We start from the raw sequence: 19,528 nt of genomic DNA, 5'->3' as shown, positions 1-19,528 counted from the left end.
AAGGTTTGCGATTATGCAGCCCTGCTTTTTTCAACACAAGTATGGAACCGACACTATGGCCGAATACCGCACCTTTACCACTGATGACGCTATGCGCTTCGCCGACGAGCATAGTGGCTTGTTCGGCGATCACAGCAAGTTAAGCTGCGAGGAATTTGGCGACGGTAACCTGAATCTGGTCTTCCGTGTCATTAACGACAAAGGCACCAGTCTGATTGTCAAACAGGCTCTGCCTTACGCCCGCTGTGTCGGTGAAAGCTGGCCGTTAACGATAGATCGCGCCCGGATTGAAGCCGAAGTACTGTTGAAACACCGTAAACTGTGCCCGGATCACACCGTAGAGGTGCTGCACTATGATGCTGAGCAGGCCGCTATTCTGATGGAAGACTTAAAAGACTACCGCATTTTGCGCACAGAGCTGATAAGCGGCAAGCAGTTTGCGCATTTGGCACCACAGCTGGCCAGCTATCTGGCACAAACGCTGTATTTCACCAGTGATTTCGCGCTGACCGGGCCGAATAAAAAGCAGCAGGTTGGCCGCTTTTTGAACCCGGAACTCTGCCTGATTACTGAAGATCTGTTCTTTACTGACCCTTACTGCAACCACGAGCGCAATAACATTCACACCGCGATTAACAGCGATGCCCAGCAGCTGTGGCATGATGAAGCATTACAGGCAGAAGTCGCGCAGTTAAAAGCCGATTTTTTATCTAAACCACAGGCATTACTGCATGGCGATGTGCACACGGGCAGCATTTTTATTAATGACGAAAACTGCAAGCTGATTGACGCCGAGTTTGGTTTTTACGGCCCTATTGGCTTCGACGTGGGCAGCCTGATAGGTAATTTGTTGCTTAACTACCAGGGCCACTTTGGCTTAACAGCTGACAATGAGACCCGCCAGCAGCATCAGGACTACCTGCAGCAGCAGATCCGCCTGCTGTGGCAACAATTTTCGCAGCAGTTTAAACAGCTAATGGAGACTGAATGCCGTGAGCCAGGCTTACAAAACAGTCTGTATCAGCAGCGCTTCGTGCAACAAATATTGGCCGACGCTTTAGGTTATGCCGGCTGCGAACTGATCCGCCGCACAGTTGGCCTGGCCCATGTCGCAGACCTTGACAGCATCAGCGACAGCGACCTGCGTGCCAAAAGTGAGCGTAAAGCGTTACAGCTGGGCCGTGAACTGATTATGCAACGCCGTGAACTGAGCAATATTGACCAGGTACTGACATTACTGCGTCACCTGAAATAAAAATTAAAGAAACGGTAACAGCGTGTCGCTTTACCCTCTGATGGACAATGCGCACAGCTAAAGCGACTGTGAACAGTTGGTTACACTTTCGTACTGTACCCAAGCTGCTGCGCGCTGTAGGCTGCAAAGGCATGGCTGCCGTTGGTTATAGAGGTACATTTGGCGCTCTGGGTTTATCACAAATATTTCGCTGCTGCTGTGGCAGTACTAACTGCCTGTATACTATCAGCTTTGTTAAGCTTAGCTGTTAGCAGCTCGGTGCATTTTAGTCTGCAACAGAGTGCTCAGGAATACCTACGCCGCGTCGACGACATCGCCACAGAAACCCAGCACACCCTGGATCAGCTCAATACTATGCCAGCACAGCGTTGCAGCGCCGGCGATTTAGCCGCAATGCGGCAATTGCTGCTAGGGACACGTTATATCCGCGATATTACCTACTACAACGGCAATGATGCCATCTGTTCGGCCAGCGCCGGCAAGCTCAGCCAATACCCGGTAAGTGAAGACCCAAGCTTTTATTCTGTGCGTAACAGCAGTATCTGGCTGCACCAGCCGCTTGGCGATATCAGCCAGCGAATCACCGGCACCGTCGTACGGCAACACCATTACAGCGTCAGCATCGTCAGCGATATAGATACCCTGCCACCAAGACAGGATGTGCGTTGGCAGCTGGTTAATATTGCCGGTATAGCCGTGGCTCATACCAGTGGCAACCGCGGGGTTTATCAGAGCGCTAAACCTGAAACCTTCGCCGCCCTGCAGTGGCCGCATTATTATTACCATCAGTGTTCTGCCTATTCCCGCTTTTGTCTGGCGCAGCAGTTTAGTTTTATTTTATTGCTGCGAAATTATCCGCTGCAAAGTACTGCTGTCATCCTGGCGCTGCTGGCACTAAGTATTCTGGCCTGGTTCGGCTGGCGCCAACTGGCTGTGCGCCGTCATAGCCTGCGCTACCGGGTAAGCAAGGGCTTAAAGCACGGCCATTTTTCAGTGGTATTTCAACCTATTATCGATTTAGAGCAAAATCAGGTTACCGGCTGCGAAGTACTGGCCCGCTATCAGGACCCACTTGGGCAACTGAGCCCCCTGCAGTTTATTCCGATGTTGAGTAAGCTTGGTCTGAGCAGTCAGTTCACCTGCTTTGTCGCGCAGCAGGCGCTGAGCGGGTTGAGCACTTTGCCGGGCTTATCTGAGCAGTTTTATCTGTCATTGAACGTTTATCCTCAGGATATTGCCAGCGGCAGGATCCTGCAGTTGTTGCAATTGCCTGAAGTGCAGCAGCGTAAGATCAAACTGGTATTGGAAATTACCGAGCAGCAAGAACTGAGCTTTAGCAGCTCCAAGCAACATCTGGCTTCACTGAAAGCGGCGGGCTTACTGCTGTCGATTGATGACTTTGGCACCGGCTATTCCAACCTGGCCGGACTACGTTCATTAAATGCTGACTATCTGAAAATTGATAAAAGCTTTATTCAGGACATGGAAGCCGACAGCATTAAATCCACATTAATACCAAAGATCCGTGATATCGCTAGGTTACTGAACTATCGCATCGTTGCAGAAGGCATTGAAAATCTGGCGCAGGCCAGCCTGCTCCGTTCGCTGGGTATTGAGCTGGGCCAGGGCTGGCATTTTGCCAGGGCTATGCCGCTGACAGAATTTGCCGATTATTTACGGCAATTTTCCTGCCAGCAGCGCAGGAGCAGCTGAAATAGCAAGCCGGGCAAGCTATGGTTGTAGTCTGCTCAGGCAAACCGGAGACGATGATGCTGCAATTACAACAGGTAAACCGCATCTGGCAACAAGCCCCGCATAACGCTTTTACTGATCTGATCGACTTCAAAGGCGCCTTATGGTGTGTCTGCCGCGAGGGTAGCACTCACGTATCCGGCGATGGTGCACTGCGTATTTTGCGCTCGGAAGATACAACTACCTGGCACAGTGTAGCCCTGATACAGGACAATGCGGCCGATTTACGCGATGCAAAACTCAGCCCGACACCGGACGGCAAGCTGTTATTGCTGGGGGCAGGCGCCCTGCTCGACCGCAGCCGGTATAGCCATCAATCTTATATATGGCAATCAGATGATGGCATTAACTGGTATGAGGCAACAGCCGTCGGAGAGCACAATATCTGGCTGTGGCGAATGGCATGGCAGCGCAAAAACCTTTATGCACTGGGCTATAAAATCGGCAAACCTCACTTTGTCCGGCTGTACCATAGCGCAGACCAATGTAACTTCAGTGCAGTGGCCGATATTTACAGCGGCAGCTATGCCAATGAGAGCGGCCTGTTGTTTGACAGTGCCGGCACCATGCTGAGCCTGCTGCGGCGTGACCCGGAGCACGGCTTGTTCGGCCAAAGCAAGCCGCCTTACACTGATTGGCATTGGCAGGACATTGGTTGTCGTATAGGCGGACCGCAGTGGCTGCAGTTGCCTGATGGCAGGCTAATGTGTTGTGTCAGGTTATACGATAACGAGGTCCGCACCAGCCTGTGCTGGTTAGACAGAAAAACCGGCCAGCTGACGCAAGCGCTGGTATTACCCTCCGGCGGTGACTGCAGCTATGCCGGTATGGTGCTGCGGGGTGATACGCTGTATATCAGTTATTATTCATCGCATGAAGACACAACAGCGATATACCTTGCTGTTGTGTCACTCGCGACTGGTATTTAGTACTTCACGCTGCAACCATAGGGTTTGCTGATTGCAGGATTAGGCGTCTCGCCAGCAAGCACTGCCTTAGCTGCATTGGCAAACAGGGGCGTAGCGTTAGCAATATCCCCGACCTTCGCCGAGGGTATGCTGTCGATACCCCCCATATACTGCAGTAAGCCGGCTTTATCTATCACATACATATGCGGTGTGGTTTTTGCGGCGTATGCTTGCCCTACCACACCAGACTCATCAAACACTACAGCAGTGGGTGCTGCATTGCGCCTTGCGGTCAGCTCATCAGCTTCAGCCGGAGAAACGTGGCCCTGCTTACCAGGCGCAGATGAAATGACGCTAAGCCAGACTACATCCTGCGCCGTCATCTCTTTTTGCAATGCCTGCATATTGCCCTGATAGTGTTTTTTTACGAACGGACAGTCGTGATTAGTCCATTCCAGCACGACCGTTTTACCGGCAAAGTCGCGCAAACTGTGGCTACTGCCTTTAGAGTCAACCACCGTAAAATCCGGTGCCGGCGCACCAATCTGCGGCGCAGCCGTTAAGCCCAGCGACAACACTGCAGCTGAGGCTGCCAATATCCAACGATGTAATTTCATCTTTATGTCTCCTGTAAGCTGTCAACTTTCACTAAGGTTCAGGGTTGCCGGCTTAACCGCGCCAGCGCTTGCGGCACCGTATCAGGCGTTAGAATCTGTGGCAGCACTTCTGGCTGCTGCCCCGGCCAATACAGTACGTAAAGCGGTACACCATCGCGCTGATGCAAGCGTAGATATTCTGTAATGGCCGCATCGCGTACTGTCCAGTCGCCTTTCAGATAAGTGACATCGTAAAGCGCCAGCGCAGCTTTAGTGCTGTCACTGCTCAGCGCTACCCGCTCATTAACCAGGCAGGTAATACACCAGTCTGCGGTCATGTTCACCAGTACCGGTTTACCTTGCTGGCGTAGTTCGCTCAGCGTATCAGCAGACCAGCTTTGCCAGGATGGATCGGCTGCGGCCGTATCAGCCTGGTTGCGCGGCTGATACGGCGCAAACGCCGGCAGCGCTAATGCAAACAACAGTAGTACCGCAGCCAGTATGACACTGCCATTACCGGCAAGCGATAACTGGCGCCGCCCCCACAACCAGCACGCCGCAGCTATACACACGGCACCTATCAGTAACATCGCCTGAGCATCAATACCGCTTTGACGGCCAAATACCCAAAGCAGCCAGACCGCGCTTAAATACAGTGGGTACGCCAGCCATTGCTTCAGCGTTTCCATCCAGACACCGGGCTTGGGTAATACACGGGAAAAACCCGGTACAAATGCCAACAATAGAAACGGTAATGCCATACCAAAGCCCAGCGCGGCAAATATGAGCAGCGCTATCGCTGTTTCCTGGCTGACGGCATAGCCTAGTGCCGTGCCCATAAAAGGCGCCGTGCATGGGCTAGCCACTACCACTGCCAGTACACCGGTAAAAAATGCCCCCCTGCTACCACCGCTGTCTGCCACAGCACTACCGATGTTCATCAGGCCAAGGCCAAACTGCACCACACCCGATAAACTTAGCCCCAGCGCAAACAACAGGTATACCAGCAATGCCACCAGGTACGGGGTTTGCAGCTGAAAACCCCAACCCACTGCGGCACCGGCACTGCGCAGTACAATTAGCAGTATTGCCAGCGTGACAAAGCTCACCACCACACCCAGGCTGTACCATAGCGCCTGCAGCTGTTGTTGCCGGCGCACCAGACCATGACCCGCAATACTGAGTGCCTTTAACGACAACACCGGGAACACGCAAGGCATTAAGTTTAGTAAAACGCCGCCGGCGCCAGCCAGCAGAAGTATCAGCCAAAAGGCTGTCGGATCCTGCTGCCCCTGGGTGATCAGAATTTCTGTACCAGCACTGCGTGCCTGCTGCAGTTGCAGGCTATAGGCCTTGTTATCGGCAGTTATCAGTACGACATACAGTTGCTGTGGCGCGGTAGAAAAATAGGTATTTAGCGGCTGCTGCAGCAATAACTGCTCGCCATTCAGCGTAACCTGCTGCGGTGCGGCATGGTCTACCAATTCGGTTGCGGCGACGAAAAAAGCACTAATGGGCTGTATTGCTGGTATATCCAGCACCGCGGAAAAGGCGCCGCCAGATACGTCAAACTGCCCTGACACATTAATCGGCTGCGGCAATTGCTGCTGCGCCTGCTGAAACAAACTGACAGCGTCTTCAGCCAACACTGCCTCAGCTGCCACCGGCAGTGTCAGATTAAACTGCGCTTCAGCAGGTATACACACCTCTTCGCATACCAGCCAATCCACGTTTAAGCTTATCGGCAAGGTGTCGGCCTGATAGTCGGAAGCAACAGTCAGATCTGACAGTAAAATGGTCTGGCCTTCGAAACCGTAATTCACCAAAGGCGGCACTGCAATCGCCTGTGGAGTGGGCCACTTAATTGCACCGGCGCTAATCCCCTCTGGTAATGTCCAGCTTAACTGTGTCGGTAAGCCAGAATCACCGGGGTTTTGCCAGTAGGTGTGCCAGTGCTCATCGGGCACAAAGTGCAGCGCCAGCTGCAGTGTTTGACCAGGCTGCACCTGCTGGTATTCACTGACCAATTCAGCCTGCAAATGTTTCGCCGTCTGCCAGCCGGTTGTCGCAGCACAAAGCGGCGCAAAGCAACTGAAACAGAACAGCAGTAACATCACACTACGCATAAGGCTCCCGTTATTCTAGATTTGTGCATACGAGCCTACACCGCTTTAGCTCACCCTGCTGACAAATTAACCACAAAACTACGCTAAGTTGAGCATTTTTCGCGACAAACTGCTATATTAGCCAACGTTAATCCGTAGCGGTTTGCTGTGGTCACTCCAGCAAACTAACCGTTACATAACACATACACTCTCGTAAATTATCAATGAAAGGTTCACCTTAATGAAACCATTTACCAAGTCAGCGTTGTCAGTGGCTGTTCAAGCCAGCCTGTTTAGTGCGGCTATTGGTCTTTCTCCGGTGCTGTTAGCGCAGGAAAGTGACAAAGATCAGAATGCAAAGCAGCAGGAACTGGAAACCATTACCGTTACCGCGCAAAAGCGCAGCCAGAGTATTCAGGAAGTACCGATTTCTATTGCCACCTTATCCGGCGAGAAATTTGATGCGATTTTTTCTTCCGGTGACGACATTACAGCACTGGCGATAAAGGTGCCGGGTTTATACGCGGAAACCTCTAACGGCCGCGCCGCGCCGCGGTTTTATATCCGTGGCCTGGGCAACACCGACTTTGACTTAGCGGCATCACAGCCAGTGTCCATCGTGATGGATGACGTGGTAATGGAAAACGTGATCCTAAAAAGTACGCCGTTATTTGACGTGCAACAGGTTGAAGTGATCCGGGGCCCACAAGGCACACTGTTCGGCCGTAACACGACTGCCGGTATTATCAAGTTTGACAGTGTAAAACCACGCCAGGACTTTGATGCCTATGTAAAATCTACCGCCGGCACCCTGGGTATGCTGAACTTTGAAGGCGCTGTCGGGGGTGGTTTAACCGATGAGCTGTCTGCCCGGGTGTCATTACTGTCACAGCACCGAAGCGACTGGGTAGATAACAGCTTTACCGGCGAAAGTGATGTGATGGGTGGCTACAACGAACGAGCCGGCCGCTTGCAGTTTTTGTACGAGACTACCGACGTTGATGTATTACTGAATGTGCATTCACGTAACTACGATGGCACTTCAACCTTGTTCCGTAAGAATATCTTAACGCCGGGCAGTGACAACCTGAACGAAAACTACGACCGCGATACGGTAGCCTATGATGCACCGGGCCGTAATAAGCAAAGTTATGACTCTTGGGGCGCTTCACTGAAGTTTGATTTTGCCCTTGATGGCATGACGCTGACCAGTATTTCGGCTATTGAGCGAGCAGACGGTGGCGGTATCGGTGATATCGACGGTGGTAACCCGGCAGAAGCTGGCCCGGCAGATCCAATTGATCCCGTAACCGAAGACCAACTGCGCGATCTGGAGCAACTGACACAGGAAATCCGTTTAGCCAGTGATACCAGCGGCCCGTTAAGCTGGCAGGTTGGTGGCTTTTACTTCGACTCCAGCTTTGGCGTCAACAGTATCGATGGTTTCTTTGGTGCTACTGAAGTATTTCACGGCAATACCAGCTGGGCGCTGTTTGGCCAAACATCTTATAAGTTGAGTGATAAGCTGGATGTTACTGCCGGTATCCGTTACACCGACGATGAAAAGACTTTCTCTGTTGGCCAGCAGAATGTCGATGGCCTTGCTTTGATCCTTGGCTTTGCCCAGGTCCAGAGCTATGAACCGATTAAAGTTACTGATGATAACATTAGCTGGGAATTAAGCGCGAACTACCGTCTGACAGACAAAACCAGTCTGTTTGCCCGCGTGGCGGATGGTTTCCGCGCCCAGTCGATTCAAGGCCGCGATGTGGCCTTTGAAAAGGCCCCCTCAGTTGCCGATTCAGAGACTATTATGTCGTATGAAATTGGTGCTAAGTCAGACCTGCTGGATAATACCCTGCGCTTAAATGGCGCCGTATTCTACTACGTGATTGACGATATTCAGTTATCAGCAATTGGTGGTGAAACGCAGGGCAACCAGTTAATCAATGCTGACAAAGGTGTGGGTTATGGTTTCGAGTTTGACTTTGACTACCGTGTACTGGCTAACCTGAGTGTTGGTGGTGGTTTCAGTTACAATAAAACCGAGCTGCAAGACAACAATCTTGCTGTAGAACCATGTGGTTCTGGCTTGTGCACAGCATTGGATCCGGATGCAGGCAACGGACTCGTCTTTATCAATGGTAACCCGTTCCCGCAGGCACCTGAGACTATTCTGACGCTGAACGCCCGTTACGATTTCCCAATCGACAGTGGCGAAATCTATGTCTACGGTGACTATCAGTTGCAGGGTAAAACAAACCTGTTCCTGTACGAATCGGCTGAGTTTAAGTCAAACAACAATTATGAAGCAGGCTTGCGCGTAGCTTATATCAATTACGAAAATAACTACGAAGTGGGTGTGTTTGGCCGTAACATCACGGATGAGGATAACCTGAAAGGCGCTATCGATTTCAGCAACCTGACCGGTTTTGTTAACGAACCCCGTACCTTCGGTGTTGATTTTAAAATCAGTTTTTATTAATCAACGCTACTGAAGTCATAATAAGGGCAGGTTACACTGCCCTTTTGTTTTTTGTGTGTTGCTATGAGAACACCGTTACTACGCACTTTATCTGGCATCATCTTGCTGCTGGTTGCAACCTTTGTTATCTGGCAAGGCCTGAGCAAGCCGACCCGGCTTGTATTGAGGCATATCGCCGATGATGTGCAAACAGCCGGTGCAACCTCTGCCAATCTGCTACTGGGCAGCTCAACATTGGCGCGGCTGGATACCACCACATTTAACCACTGTGGCAGCTGGCTTAACCGCGCTATCGGTAACAGCCAGTTAGTCGATATCGCACGCTACCTTAGCTGGACGCCGGTACAGCATCACCCGCAACATATTCTGCTTTATGCCGGCGAAAACGATTTGGCACAGTCTAAGCCAGCACAGCAGGTTGCTGCCGAGTATATGGCACTGCTTAAACAATTAATGCTGCAGTACCCTGCTGCGCACATCCATATCCTGGCGATAAAGCACAGCCCGGCGCGGCAACAGTACTGGCTTACATTTGACGAAGTTAATGCAAAATTACAGGCTTATGCTACATTGCAGCCACAGCTGCACTATTACGCTAATAACCTGCAGCGGGTGGATTTCAGCGCAGACGGTATACACCTGACCGGCGAAGGGTACCGGCGTTTTCTTCATGGAGTGACTTTACAATGCAAGGCAGCAACAAACGGATAGATTATCTTGATGTGATGCGCTCGGTACTGATGATGCTGGGCATAGTGCTTCACACTGCACATTTGTACAACCCCAGCCAGGTATGGCTGGTATATGCACCGGAACATCACCCGTTTTTTAATTATCTGATCAAGGCAATTGCTACTTTTCGCATGCCGGCATTTTTGGTGGTATCCGGTTTTTTCTGTGCCATGTTTGTCATCCGTTATGGTAATGCGTATTTTCTGCGCTCACGCATTAAGCGGATACTGCTGCCCCTGCTGGTCTGTGCGCTCAGTCTCAATGTGTTACAAGCAATATTGCTACACCATTTTGGCTGGATCACTGAAGATGTAACGACCTACCTGCTAAACGGCGGCTGGGTGCAGCATCTGTGGTTTTTACTCGATTTATTTATTTTTGTTGTTTTGTTAAGCCTAGCATACAGCATTGCACCTGTGCGACAACTGGGCCGATACCTGAATAATGCTGCCGTAAAGTGGCTGCCTTTACCGCTATTTATTGCATTGCTGCCGCTGTACGGTCTGCTACTGGTAACGCTTAACAGGCTTGGCCTGCCGATGTATCACAGCTGGCTGGGGATCACCGATTTATATGAGGTACTGTATAATCTGCCATTCTTTGTGTTTGGCCTTATGCTATACAGCAACGCGGGATGGCTCAGGCAGTTTAGCAAGCTGAACCTTATTTATGGCGCTGCAGTACTGATTTTGCTTTGCACGGTAAATTATATGGCCCGGCAAGGCACCGGAGGTATCTGGCAGGTGCTGACGCTCTACAGCGATGTATTTATCCGCTGGATATGTGTGGCCTTATGTTTCAGCCTGTTTAATCTTGCTGTAACACGCAGCCATCAATACTGGCGTTTCTTGTCAGAGGCGTCTTACAGTGTTTATCTGTTTCATCATGTGATCGTTATTAGCTTAGGGCTGCTGCTGATCAATGCTGGCTTACCCCCCTTAGTCGGGTTTTGTCTGATTGTTGCCGTAACACTGGCTCTGACACTGGCGATACACAAATATCTGATCGCACCTAATAAAATTCTCAGGCTGCTATTTAATGGTAAGTAGCCGCCCGTTTTGATGTTAAGGATTTCTTATGGCCGATTTTCGTAGCGATACCGTCACCCAGCCTTCGTTGGCAATGAAAGAACGCATGTTCAACGCCCAGCTCGGAGATGACGTATTTAATGATGACCCAACCACGCTGCAGCTGCAGCGCTTTGCCGCAGACTTGCTTGGGTTTGACGCTGCTTTGTTCGCACCCAGTGGTACCCAAACCAACCTGATTGCGATGATGAGCCACTGCCAGCGCGGTGATGAAGCGATAGTCGGCCAGCAATGGCATACCTACAAATGGGAAGCTGGTGGCATGGCCGTGCTAGGGTCTATCCAGCCGCAACCCCTGGAGCTGCAAAGCGATGGCAGCCTGCTGCTGAGTGATATTGCTGCCGCCATTAAACCGGACGACCCACACTTTGCCCGCACCCGGCTTATCGTGATTGAGAACACGGTCGGTGGCAAAGTGTTGTCGCTTGAATATATGCGCTCAGTGTCTGAACTGGCAAAAAAACAAGGCCTGGCCTGCCATATTGATGGCGCCAGGCTGATGAATGCCGCTGTTGCACTGGCACCACGGCACAATACCACGCCACAGCAAATGGCACGCGAATTGTGTCAGGGCTATGACTCGGTATCCTTGTGCTTATCCAAAGGCCTTGGCTGCCCGGTTGGCTCTTTGTTGCTGGGCTCAGAGGCGTTTATTGCCCGCGCCCGGCGGGTACGTAAAATGTTAGGCGGCGGTATGCGCCAGACCGGCATTCTGGCAGCCGCAGGCTTATATGCACTGGAAAACAATATCGACCGGCTGGCACAGGATCATGCCAATTGCCAGCGCCTGGCTGACGGTTTAACGGTATTGGCAGCGCAGTTACCCGCACTACAGGGTAAACTGACACCGCTGCCGGTGCAGACTAATATTCTGTTCACCGATATTGAAATTGAACTGGCCGCTCAGTTACTGCCATATCTGGCCGAGCGCGGTATTTCGCTTACTGCCAGCAACTACCAAACCGCCAACGGTGCGATTAAGCGGGTGCGCTGGGTATGTCACTTAGATATCAGCAGTGCTGACATTGATAAAACGCTGCAGCATATTAGTGAATTTGCCCACCAGCAATGATCCTTAGAACATAAAGCAGCATCGCTGAAAGCAAAATGGCCTTTTGCCTGTCTGATAAGAGTATACCCATACCACAGACAACCGGAGGCCGTTATGACAATATCCTGGTTAAAAACATTTTACTTATCGCTGTTAGTTGCCGGCAGCACTTTATCCCTGCAGGCAGAAACCATGCCTGCTACCTCACATCTTGACAGCATAGTGGTAGGCGCGGGCTGCTTCTGGGGTGTCGAAAAACGCTTCGAAGCCATGCCGGGTGTGATAGATGCCGTTTCAGGTTATGCCGACGGTAATGGGGTGGAGCCAACTTACCGCGCCATTACGCAGTATCGCAACAAACACAACCCGGATAACCATGCCGAAGTGGTTAAAATCAGTTTTAACCCCGCCGTAATCAGCCTCGATACGCTGCTGAAACGCTACTTTGAAATGCACGACCCTACTCAGCTTAACCGCCAGGGCAATGATATCGGCACCCAGTACCGCTCAACGATCCTGACTAACAGCCAGGCACAATATGACACTGCGCAACAGGTGCTGGCGGCTTATCAGCCGCTACTGACTAAGGCGGGTTTTGGTAAAATTACCACTGTGATAAAACCTTTGCGCCAGTTCTTCCCGGCTGAAAACTACCATCAGGACTATATTGCGAAAAACCCCAACGGCTATTGCCCCGACCATTCCACCGGTGTGCGCTTTGCCAGTGACAGCGCCACGAAAACTGCTGCTACCGACAACAGTGCCCTGCTTAGAGGCCAGCACATTCTGGTGATTGATTCGGAAAACTATTGCCCTTACTGCGAAAAATTCAAAGCCGATGTTGCCAGTAAATACAGCGGCGATATACCGCTGCATTTTCGTTATGCCAGTAATCTTGATGGCCTGACAGTTAAAACCCCAACCTGGGCCACACCAACTATTATTCTGCTGCAGGACGGCAAAGAAGTGTTTGGCCGTCAGGGCTATTTAAGCCCGGTAGAATTTTATCTGCTGCTGGGTAAGTTTAAGCTGGGCAACAGCGAAGCCTTTAATGTTGCCTTTGACGAAGGCACAGACGGCCGCTTTTGCAAGCAGTACGAAATATTTAAAAACACACCTGATGGTACCTTTGTCGATAAACTCAGTGGCGCCGCACTGTTTGACACCCGCGACCGTTTTGACTCGGGCACGGGCTGGCTGTCGTTTACCAAGCCGGTTGACGGTGCGGTCATTGAAAAACCCGACAACCGCTACGGCATGCGCCGCACTGAAATCCGCGCTAAGGTATCCGGTATTCATTTAGGCCATGTGTTTAACGATGGCCCAAACGGTAAACCACGTTACTGCATCAATGCCACTGTGCTGGACTTTGTGCCACGCAGCTAGTCGTGTAAAACGAAGCCGCCAATAGAAGGCGGCTTTGTTTTATGGCAATATTTCAGCTCATTAATAACGTCAGGTGGTAATGCAAACAGCTGATGTGCAGTGATAATTGCATGGCTGCTATAGTTAGCTGGCCGTTAACTGACATAGAGCCGGAGCCTGAATGAAACGACTGTTAATTGCTGCCTTACTGATCTGCCTGCCTGCTTATAGCCAACTGGTTCCTGCACAAGCTAGTGTTGCAGAAGACACACCGATAAAAGTCGAAGGCACCACCAGCGACAAAGCGATAACGGCCCGGCTGCTGGCTATCACGTCTGCTATTTCCGGTATGGAAAAAATAACGGCAAATACGGAGTCTGGAGTGCTGACGCTAAGTGGTGAAGTTGCCAATGCACAGCTTAAAGACGAAGCGCTTGCCATCGCCCGCCGGTTAGACGGTGTGGTGTATGTACAGGACATGCTGCAGGAACAACTGGCTGTGCGCTCCAGATTAGCACCGGCGGCTGAAAAGTTTGAGCAGATGCTGACCAAGGCCGTGCAAATGCTACCTCTTTTGGTGTTAGCGCTGCTGGCAGTGCTGTGTTTTTCCTGGCTTGGCGGCTGGTTGGCGCGGCATAGTACCTGGCTGCGGCGGTTCGGCCTTACCGAGCTGGCCTCAAATCTTGGTGTGCGTTTTATCCGGGTTCTGGTTACGGGTATAGGTGTATTGATTGCTCTGGAGCTATTGGATGCAACTGCATTGGTCAGCGCGGCGCTGGGCGTTGCTGGTGTTATCGGCATTGCACTGGGGTTTGCGTTTCGCAATATTGTCGAAAACTACCTGGCTGGTGTGCTGCTGAGTACCCGCAACCCTTTTGCCATTGGCGATCAAATTCAGGTGGGCGATTTCACCGGCAGCGTTGTGCGCTTAACCTCGCGTGACACGGTGTTGATGACGTATGACGGCAATCACCTGCGCATTCCGAACAGCGATATTATTACGCTGGCAATGACCAACTTTTCCCGTAATCCGTTGCGGCGGTTTCAGTTTGATGTCGGGGTATCAGTTACATTGGACTTAGTACAGGTACGTCAACTGGGTATTGCCACGCTGACCAACATGCCCGGTATTCTGGCCGACCCGCCACCACGTTGCCTGATTAACGAGTTGGGCGACAGTGCAGTAGCGCTTAAGTTTTTTGGCTGGATAGATCAGCGTAATACCGATTTTTTAAAAGCCCGCAGCGAAGCCATCCGCCTGGTTAAATCGGCATTTGACGACGCCGGTATTGAAATGCCAGAACCTATCTACCGTATTCATATGGCAGATATCAGCAATGCTGAACCGCCTGCGCCCACTGAGGCTACATCGTCTTCTGAGCAGGCGGCTCGGCAAGACGTGGACGTCACCACCGACGACACTATGCAGCAGCAATTGCAGACTGAGCTGCGGACCTCAGATGAAGAAAATTTGCTTACCAGGCACACCAACAGTAAGGGCTAAATATCGGGGTCTGCTGTTTTGATTAGCGGGGGTGTTTTTCCCTCAAGCAGCTGCTGCACGGCTCTGGCCGGTTTATGCCGTAAGGCCAGCGCCAGGCCGGTGAGCATAATCAGCACCACGCCAGCCAGCTGCAATAAAGTTAGCGCTTCGTGAAATAACCACCAACCGGCAATAATAACCGTTACCGGCTCCATATAGGCCAACGTAGCATATACCCGGGTTGGCAGATGCTGCAGTGCCACTATGGCACAGTAAATAGCCATAAAGCCGGGGAAGAGCCCAGCCAGCGCTACCCAGATCAGCGTCTGCTGGTCCGGTACCGGTATGGCTCCCAGAAAAGGCAGCATGCAACAGGCACCGATCACCAGCTGATAAAAGGTGCGCTGCAATTGCGAGTGTGCCGGCAACGAGCGCCTGTTCAGCAGTAAAAAGCCGCTGTAAGCCAGTAACGACATCAGGCCAAACACTAAACCCGGAAATTGGTCGGCATTTAGCACCAGATCGAATTTAAATTGCTGTAGCATGGCAAAGCCGAAAAATGACAAGGCAATCAGGCTACTGTCAGGTAAGTCCAGCCTTTCATCCAGCAGCCAGTGTGCAACAAAGGCAGACAATGGCGGCGCCAGATAAACCAGCATAATGGCATTCGCCAGGCTGATATATTCAATGGCGCTTAAAAAGGTCAGCATAAAGCCAACCAGCAGCAGCCCGTTTACGGCCATCCGCCAGTCAGGCATACCCTTCAGGGTTTTAATCTGGCCGGTACAGCCAACAAACACCAGCAGACATAAAGCGCCGACCGCCAGCCGATAGAAGGTCAGTTCGGCAGCCGACAACCCGCTAAAGCGGGCAATAATACCGCTACTGGCCATAGCTACTGCTGACAATAAAGCGGAAACTACGTATTGCAACATGGCGTTTAGATCACCTTAATGGGACATAGAACAATTGGTGAATGATCGTGTAGGATTCATAACTATATACTTAATACTTGGCATAAAAAATCAAACTCTGGATTGATCAAAGTATACATTACCTCCAATCGACTTTTAACAACAAAAAAGAAACAAAACAATAGAACCAAATGTCAGCATTTCATACAACCAAGATAAAGTGTCTCATCAAAGCCTTTGTTTACAAAAATTAAATTTGATGGCATAAAAAATGCTCATAGGAATTTCGCCAAAACACAAGGAGGCAAAAATGAACAAATTGTTAACCACACTAATCTTTATATTGTCTTTCTCTAGCAGTGCAACAATAATCGAAAGCAATATTACACGTACAATTGCAAATGGTGATCACAACCACCTTTCAAGCTCTAATGGAAATGCCGGAATGGGGTACTGGTATTCTGAAATAACAAGAGGGATAGCACTTTTTGAATTTGATGATTCTTGGATTGACGAGCAAATTACTTTGAGCTTCGAGAATCTTTATTCTCCAGCTGAGTTGGTATGGGGCAACGACTCTTTATACGATGATTCTTTTGACGTATATTATTTCTTCCAGTCAGACTCAACAATTTCATATTCAGATTATTACAACACCTCTGATTTATTAAATTCATTTTCTTTAGTTGGCTCTGAGCATTATATTGGTATAACCTCTTCATTATTTACCGATGCGTTAAGCAATGGCCAAAACTACTTTGGCATAGTGTTGTCACCGACAGGTACTAACTCTGAGCAACTCGCAGACGAGGTCGTCTTTGGCAATTTCAAACTGACAAGCTCAGCACTTCCAAGCCAAGTTCCTGAACCATCTACATTAGCGTTGTTACTAAGCGGTGCCTTTGCAGTAGGCTGCAAACGTAGAACTAAAAAGAGCAAATAACTTGAACTAAAACACTCTGTCAGTAAAAGACTTTAGTAAAGACAGAGTGTTTTTTATTTAAAAAATTCAATTAGCCTGAATTTCGCATACCAGCGGCAATACCGGCAATGGTCACCATCAGTGCCCGGCTAATCATCGGGTTTACCCGCTCTGGCTGATGCCGCACGCGGTGCAACAGCTCAGCCTGCAGAATATGTAACGGGTCAACATAAGTGTTACGCAGCATAATAGACTCTCGGATCCAGCTCTCTTTTGCCATTAACGTATCGCTGTGAATAAGCTCTAACAGCAGGTCACGATCGGCTGCCAGCTGATTACGCAAGCTCTCACCCAGATGTTTCAGCTCGTCCGGCACCAGCACCTTGTCGTAATAGGCGGCAATATCGCTGTCTGCTTTGAGAAACACCATTTCCAGCATCGACATCCGGGTTGCGAAGAACGGCCATTGTTGCTGCATTTCTTCAAGCAGTTTAGCGTTGTCGGCTTTAGCTGCTTTAGCCAGTGCCGAACCGGCGCCAAGCCAGGCTGGCAGCATTAAGCGGTTTTGCGACCAGGCGAAGATCCATGGAATAGCGCGTAGGCTTTCTACACCACCACTGGGGTTGCGTTTGGCTGGCCGGCTGCCCAGTGGTAACTGCCCCAACTCCTGCTCGGGTGTAGCAGCACGAAAATAAGGCACAAAGTCTTTATTGTGCCGGACAATAGCCCGGTACGCCTCACAGGAGTCATCTGTCAGCTGTTGCATCAGGCTACGCCAGCTTTGTTTCGGTACCGGTGGCGGCAGCAACATACCTTCCAGTACTGCACTGGCATAAAGCGCCAGGCTGCGCTCAGCTAATTTAGGCAAACCAAACTTAAAGCGGATCATCTCGCCTTGCTCTGTTACGCGCAATCCACCAGCCAGCGAGCCGGGTGGCTGGGATAAGATCGCCGCATGAGCCGGGCCGCCGCCACGGCCTATAGTGCCACCGCGGCCATGAAACAGTGTCAGTTGTACTTTGGCCTGCTGACAAATAGCAACCAACGCTTCCTGTGCACTGTATTGCGCCCAGGCAGCGGCGAATACCCCGGCATCTTTAGCCGAGTCGGAGTAACCAATCATTACCTCCTGCTTGCCGTTGATATAGCCGCGGTACCAGTCAATGCTGAGTAAACGACGCATGCAGTCAGGTGCGTTTTGTAAATCACTCAAGGTTTCAAATAAAGGCGCTACCGGCATCGGGAAGCTGATACCCGCTTCTTTTAGCAGCAGCTGTACCGCCAACACATCAGACGGTTTACCCGCCATAGAGATCACATAGGTGCTAAGCGCTTCATTTCCGTGGCGGGCAACGATGTCGCAGGTATCGAGCACTTCCTGTACATCAGCTGACGGCTGCCAGTTCTTTGGAAACAACGGCCGACGGTTGGCCAACTCGGCCAGCAAAAATGCCTGACGAGCGCTTTCATCCCAGGCAGCATAATCGCCCAAGCCCAGATGCTGTGTCAGCTCGCTGAATACCTGAGCATGACGGCCTGCGTCCTGGCGGATATCCAGTTTTAGTAGCGTTAAACCAAAAGCATAGGCCCGGCGCAGCGTATCGAGCAGCTTACCATTGGCAATAACCGCCATACCGCAATCAAGCAGCGACTGATAGCACAGCAACAACGGCTCCAGTAACTGAGCGTTATGCCAAATCAGGTCCTGTGGCCGTTGTAACCGATCATGCTTTAATGCTTCAGTCAGCCAGTCACGGGTGCGCAGCAAGCCGCTGCGCAACGTGTTCAGTACCTGCCGGTACGGCTCACTGCTGTCGCCTGCAATGTCACGCAATGCCGGGCTGGCCTGAAACATTGATAATTCGCTGCTGAGTAAATCCAAATCCTGCGAAAACAGATCCGCCGCTTTCCAGCGGCTGAGTAACAGTACCTGGCGGGTCACTTTCGATGTAACAAAGGGGTTACCATCGCGGTCTCCACCCATCCAGGACGAAAATTTTACCGGAGCCGCATCCAGCGCTAATCCTTTGCCGGTGGCACTTAACAGTTTGGCATCCAATTCACGCAGAAAATCGGGTATGGCACGCCATAACGAGCTTTCAATCACAGCGAAACCTGACTTTGCTTCATCCACCGGCGTTGGCCGCTGTTCACGGATTTCATTCGTGTGCCAGGCCTGGGCAATCAGCTCACTTAAACGCAACTCGACAGCCTGATGCTGTGCCGGGCTCAACTCATGTTCCAGCTCAGCCAAACAGGCGGCAATTTCGGTCAGTTTATGGATCAGGGTACGGCGGGATACTTCTGTTGGATGGGCTGTTAGCACCAACTCAATGGATAAACTGGCCACAGCCTGATCCACCTTAGCATTGTCGAGCTTTTTGTTTTCGAGCAAACTGAACAGCTCTTGTAACGGCTCGGGCTTTTCAATGCTGGCATGGCCAATACGGCTGATAGTGTGGTGCTGCTCGGCCAGGTTAGCCAAATTAAGAAACTGGGCAAAAGCCCGCGCTACCGGTAACAGTTCATCGTCACTCAGACTATGCAGTACCTGCTTTAGTTTGTCAGCCTGTAACTCTTCGCCCTGACGCGCTGCTTTAGATAACAGCCGGATTTGCTCTACCCGCTCCAGCACTGCATCCCCTAACTGACTGCGGATAGTGTCGCCCAGCTTAGTACCCAATAAGCCAACATTCGATTTTAATGCTGCGTAATGATCCATTTCCGTTGCCTCGTTTACTGGATTTTGCACCACCCTAGCGCGTTATCTGTTAGTACTCAACACTGATTGATTACAAAATGGGCAACGAAATTGGTAAGACCAAATAACCAAAACTGGCACAAAAAAACCCGCCATCAAGGCGGGTTTTGT

Annotated in this window: 14 protein-coding genes; 10 read left to right on the top strand and 4 right to left on the bottom strand. The window is 50.9% G+C overall.

All coding sequences use genetic code 11. The annotated features are described in order from the left end of the window. Positions 1-55 precede the first annotated feature (55 nt). The 3 genes from mtnK (at position 56) to AC5SV9_RS10895 (ending at position 3,936) form a co-directional block, all read left to right on the top strand. The gene (gene mtnK, locus AC5SV9_RS10905) at positions 56-1,255 is read left to right on the top strand and encodes an S-methyl-5-thioribose kinase (RefSeq protein ID WP_475152416.1); all 1,200 of its coding nucleotides are present in this window, start codon (positions 56-58) and stop codon (positions 1,253-1,255) included. A 258-nt stretch (positions 1,256-1,513) separates the two neighbouring features. Next, positions 1,514-2,968 (top strand): EAL domain-containing protein, encoded by a 1,455-nt coding sequence (locus AC5SV9_RS10900; RefSeq protein ID WP_475152414.1) that lies wholly within the window; start codon positions 1,514-1,516, stop codon positions 2,966-2,968. A 20-nt stretch (positions 2,969-2,988) separates the two neighbouring features. Continuing rightward, complete coding sequence (locus AC5SV9_RS10895) at positions 2,989-3,936, top strand: exo-alpha-sialidase (RefSeq protein ID WP_475152413.1); 948 nt, start codon at positions 2,989-2,991, stop codon at positions 3,934-3,936. Here the strand turns inward: AC5SV9_RS10895 and AC5SV9_RS10890 are convergent. After that, the gene (locus AC5SV9_RS10890) at positions 3,933-4,532 is read right to left on the bottom strand and encodes a redoxin domain-containing protein (RefSeq protein ID WP_475152412.1); all 600 of its coding nucleotides are present in this window, start codon (positions 4,530-4,532) and stop codon (positions 3,933-3,935) included. The two genes, AC5SV9_RS10895 and AC5SV9_RS10890, sit on opposite strands and share 4 nt — an antisense overlap. 38 nt (positions 4,533-4,570) lie before the next feature. Further along, a complete protein-coding gene (locus tag AC5SV9_RS10885; protein ID WP_475152409.1) occupies positions 4,571-6,637 on the bottom strand; it encodes a protein-disulfide reductase DsbD family protein in 2,067 nt (688 codons plus the stop codon). A 220-nt stretch (positions 6,638-6,857) separates the two neighbouring features. On the opposite strand from AC5SV9_RS10885, the gene AC5SV9_RS10880 reads away from it, so the two are divergent. From AC5SV9_RS10880 to AC5SV9_RS10855, 6 genes are all read left to right on the top strand, one after another. Beyond that, a complete protein-coding gene (locus AC5SV9_RS10880) occupies positions 6,858-9,101 on the top strand; it encodes a TonB-dependent receptor (RefSeq protein WP_475152408.1) in 2,244 nt (747 codons plus the stop codon). 63 nt (positions 9,102-9,164) lie between these two features. Then, entirely contained in the window at positions 9,165-9,812 is a 648-nt protein-coding gene (locus tag AC5SV9_RS10875; protein WP_475152407.1) for a GDSL-type esterase/lipase family protein, read from the top strand. Continuing rightward, positions 9,788-10,882, top strand: a complete 1,095-nt coding sequence (locus tag AC5SV9_RS10870) for an acyltransferase family protein (protein WP_475152404.1) — start codon at positions 9,788-9,790, stop codon at positions 10,880-10,882. The genes AC5SV9_RS10875 and AC5SV9_RS10870 overlap by 25 nt, the downstream gene beginning before the upstream one ends. A 28-nt stretch (positions 10,883-10,910) precedes the next feature. After that, positions 10,911-11,993, top strand: a complete 1,083-nt coding sequence (gene ltaE / locus AC5SV9_RS10865) for a low-specificity L-threonine aldolase (protein ID WP_475152403.1) — start codon at positions 10,911-10,913, stop codon at positions 11,991-11,993. A 93-nt stretch (positions 11,994-12,086) separates the two neighbouring features. Then, on the top strand, positions 12,087-13,358 hold the full coding sequence (msrA, locus tag AC5SV9_RS10860) for a peptide-methionine (S)-S-oxide reductase MsrA (protein ID WP_475152401.1): 1,272 nt from the start codon (positions 12,087-12,089) through the stop codon (positions 13,356-13,358). 160 nt (positions 13,359-13,518) lie between these two features. Beyond that, positions 13,519-14,841 carry a mechanosensitive ion channel domain-containing protein gene (locus AC5SV9_RS10855; RefSeq protein ID WP_475152400.1) on the top strand — a complete coding sequence of 441 codons (1,323 nt, stop codon included), beginning with the start codon at positions 13,519-13,521 and terminating at the stop codon, positions 14,839-14,841. Here AC5SV9_RS10855 and AC5SV9_RS10850 read toward each other — a convergent pair. Then, complete coding sequence (locus AC5SV9_RS10850; protein ID WP_475152397.1) at positions 14,838-15,755, bottom strand: DMT family transporter; 918 nt, start codon at positions 15,753-15,755, stop codon at positions 14,838-14,840. The genes AC5SV9_RS10855 and AC5SV9_RS10850 overlap by 4 nt on opposite strands. 289 nt (positions 15,756-16,044) lie before the next feature. Between AC5SV9_RS10850 and AC5SV9_RS10845 the strand changes: the two genes are divergently transcribed. Continuing rightward, positions 16,045-16,677, top strand: a complete 633-nt coding sequence (locus tag AC5SV9_RS10845) for a PEP-CTERM sorting domain-containing protein (RefSeq protein WP_475152395.1) — start codon at positions 16,045-16,047, stop codon at positions 16,675-16,677. Between the two features lie 70 nt (positions 16,678-16,747). On the opposite strand, the gene ppc is transcribed toward AC5SV9_RS10845, so the two are convergent. Then, on the bottom strand, positions 16,748-19,378 hold the full coding sequence (ppc, locus tag AC5SV9_RS10840) for a phosphoenolpyruvate carboxylase (RefSeq protein WP_475152394.1): 2,631 nt from the start codon (positions 19,376-19,378) through the stop codon (positions 16,748-16,750). Positions 19,379-19,528 lie beyond the last annotated feature (150 nt).

The sequence above is a fragment of the Rheinheimera sp. ATLC3 genome (genome assembly GCF_059429535.1).
The sequence above is the reverse complement of the archived record's forward strand: the minus strand, read 5'-3'. Positions and strand labels throughout refer to the sequence as shown.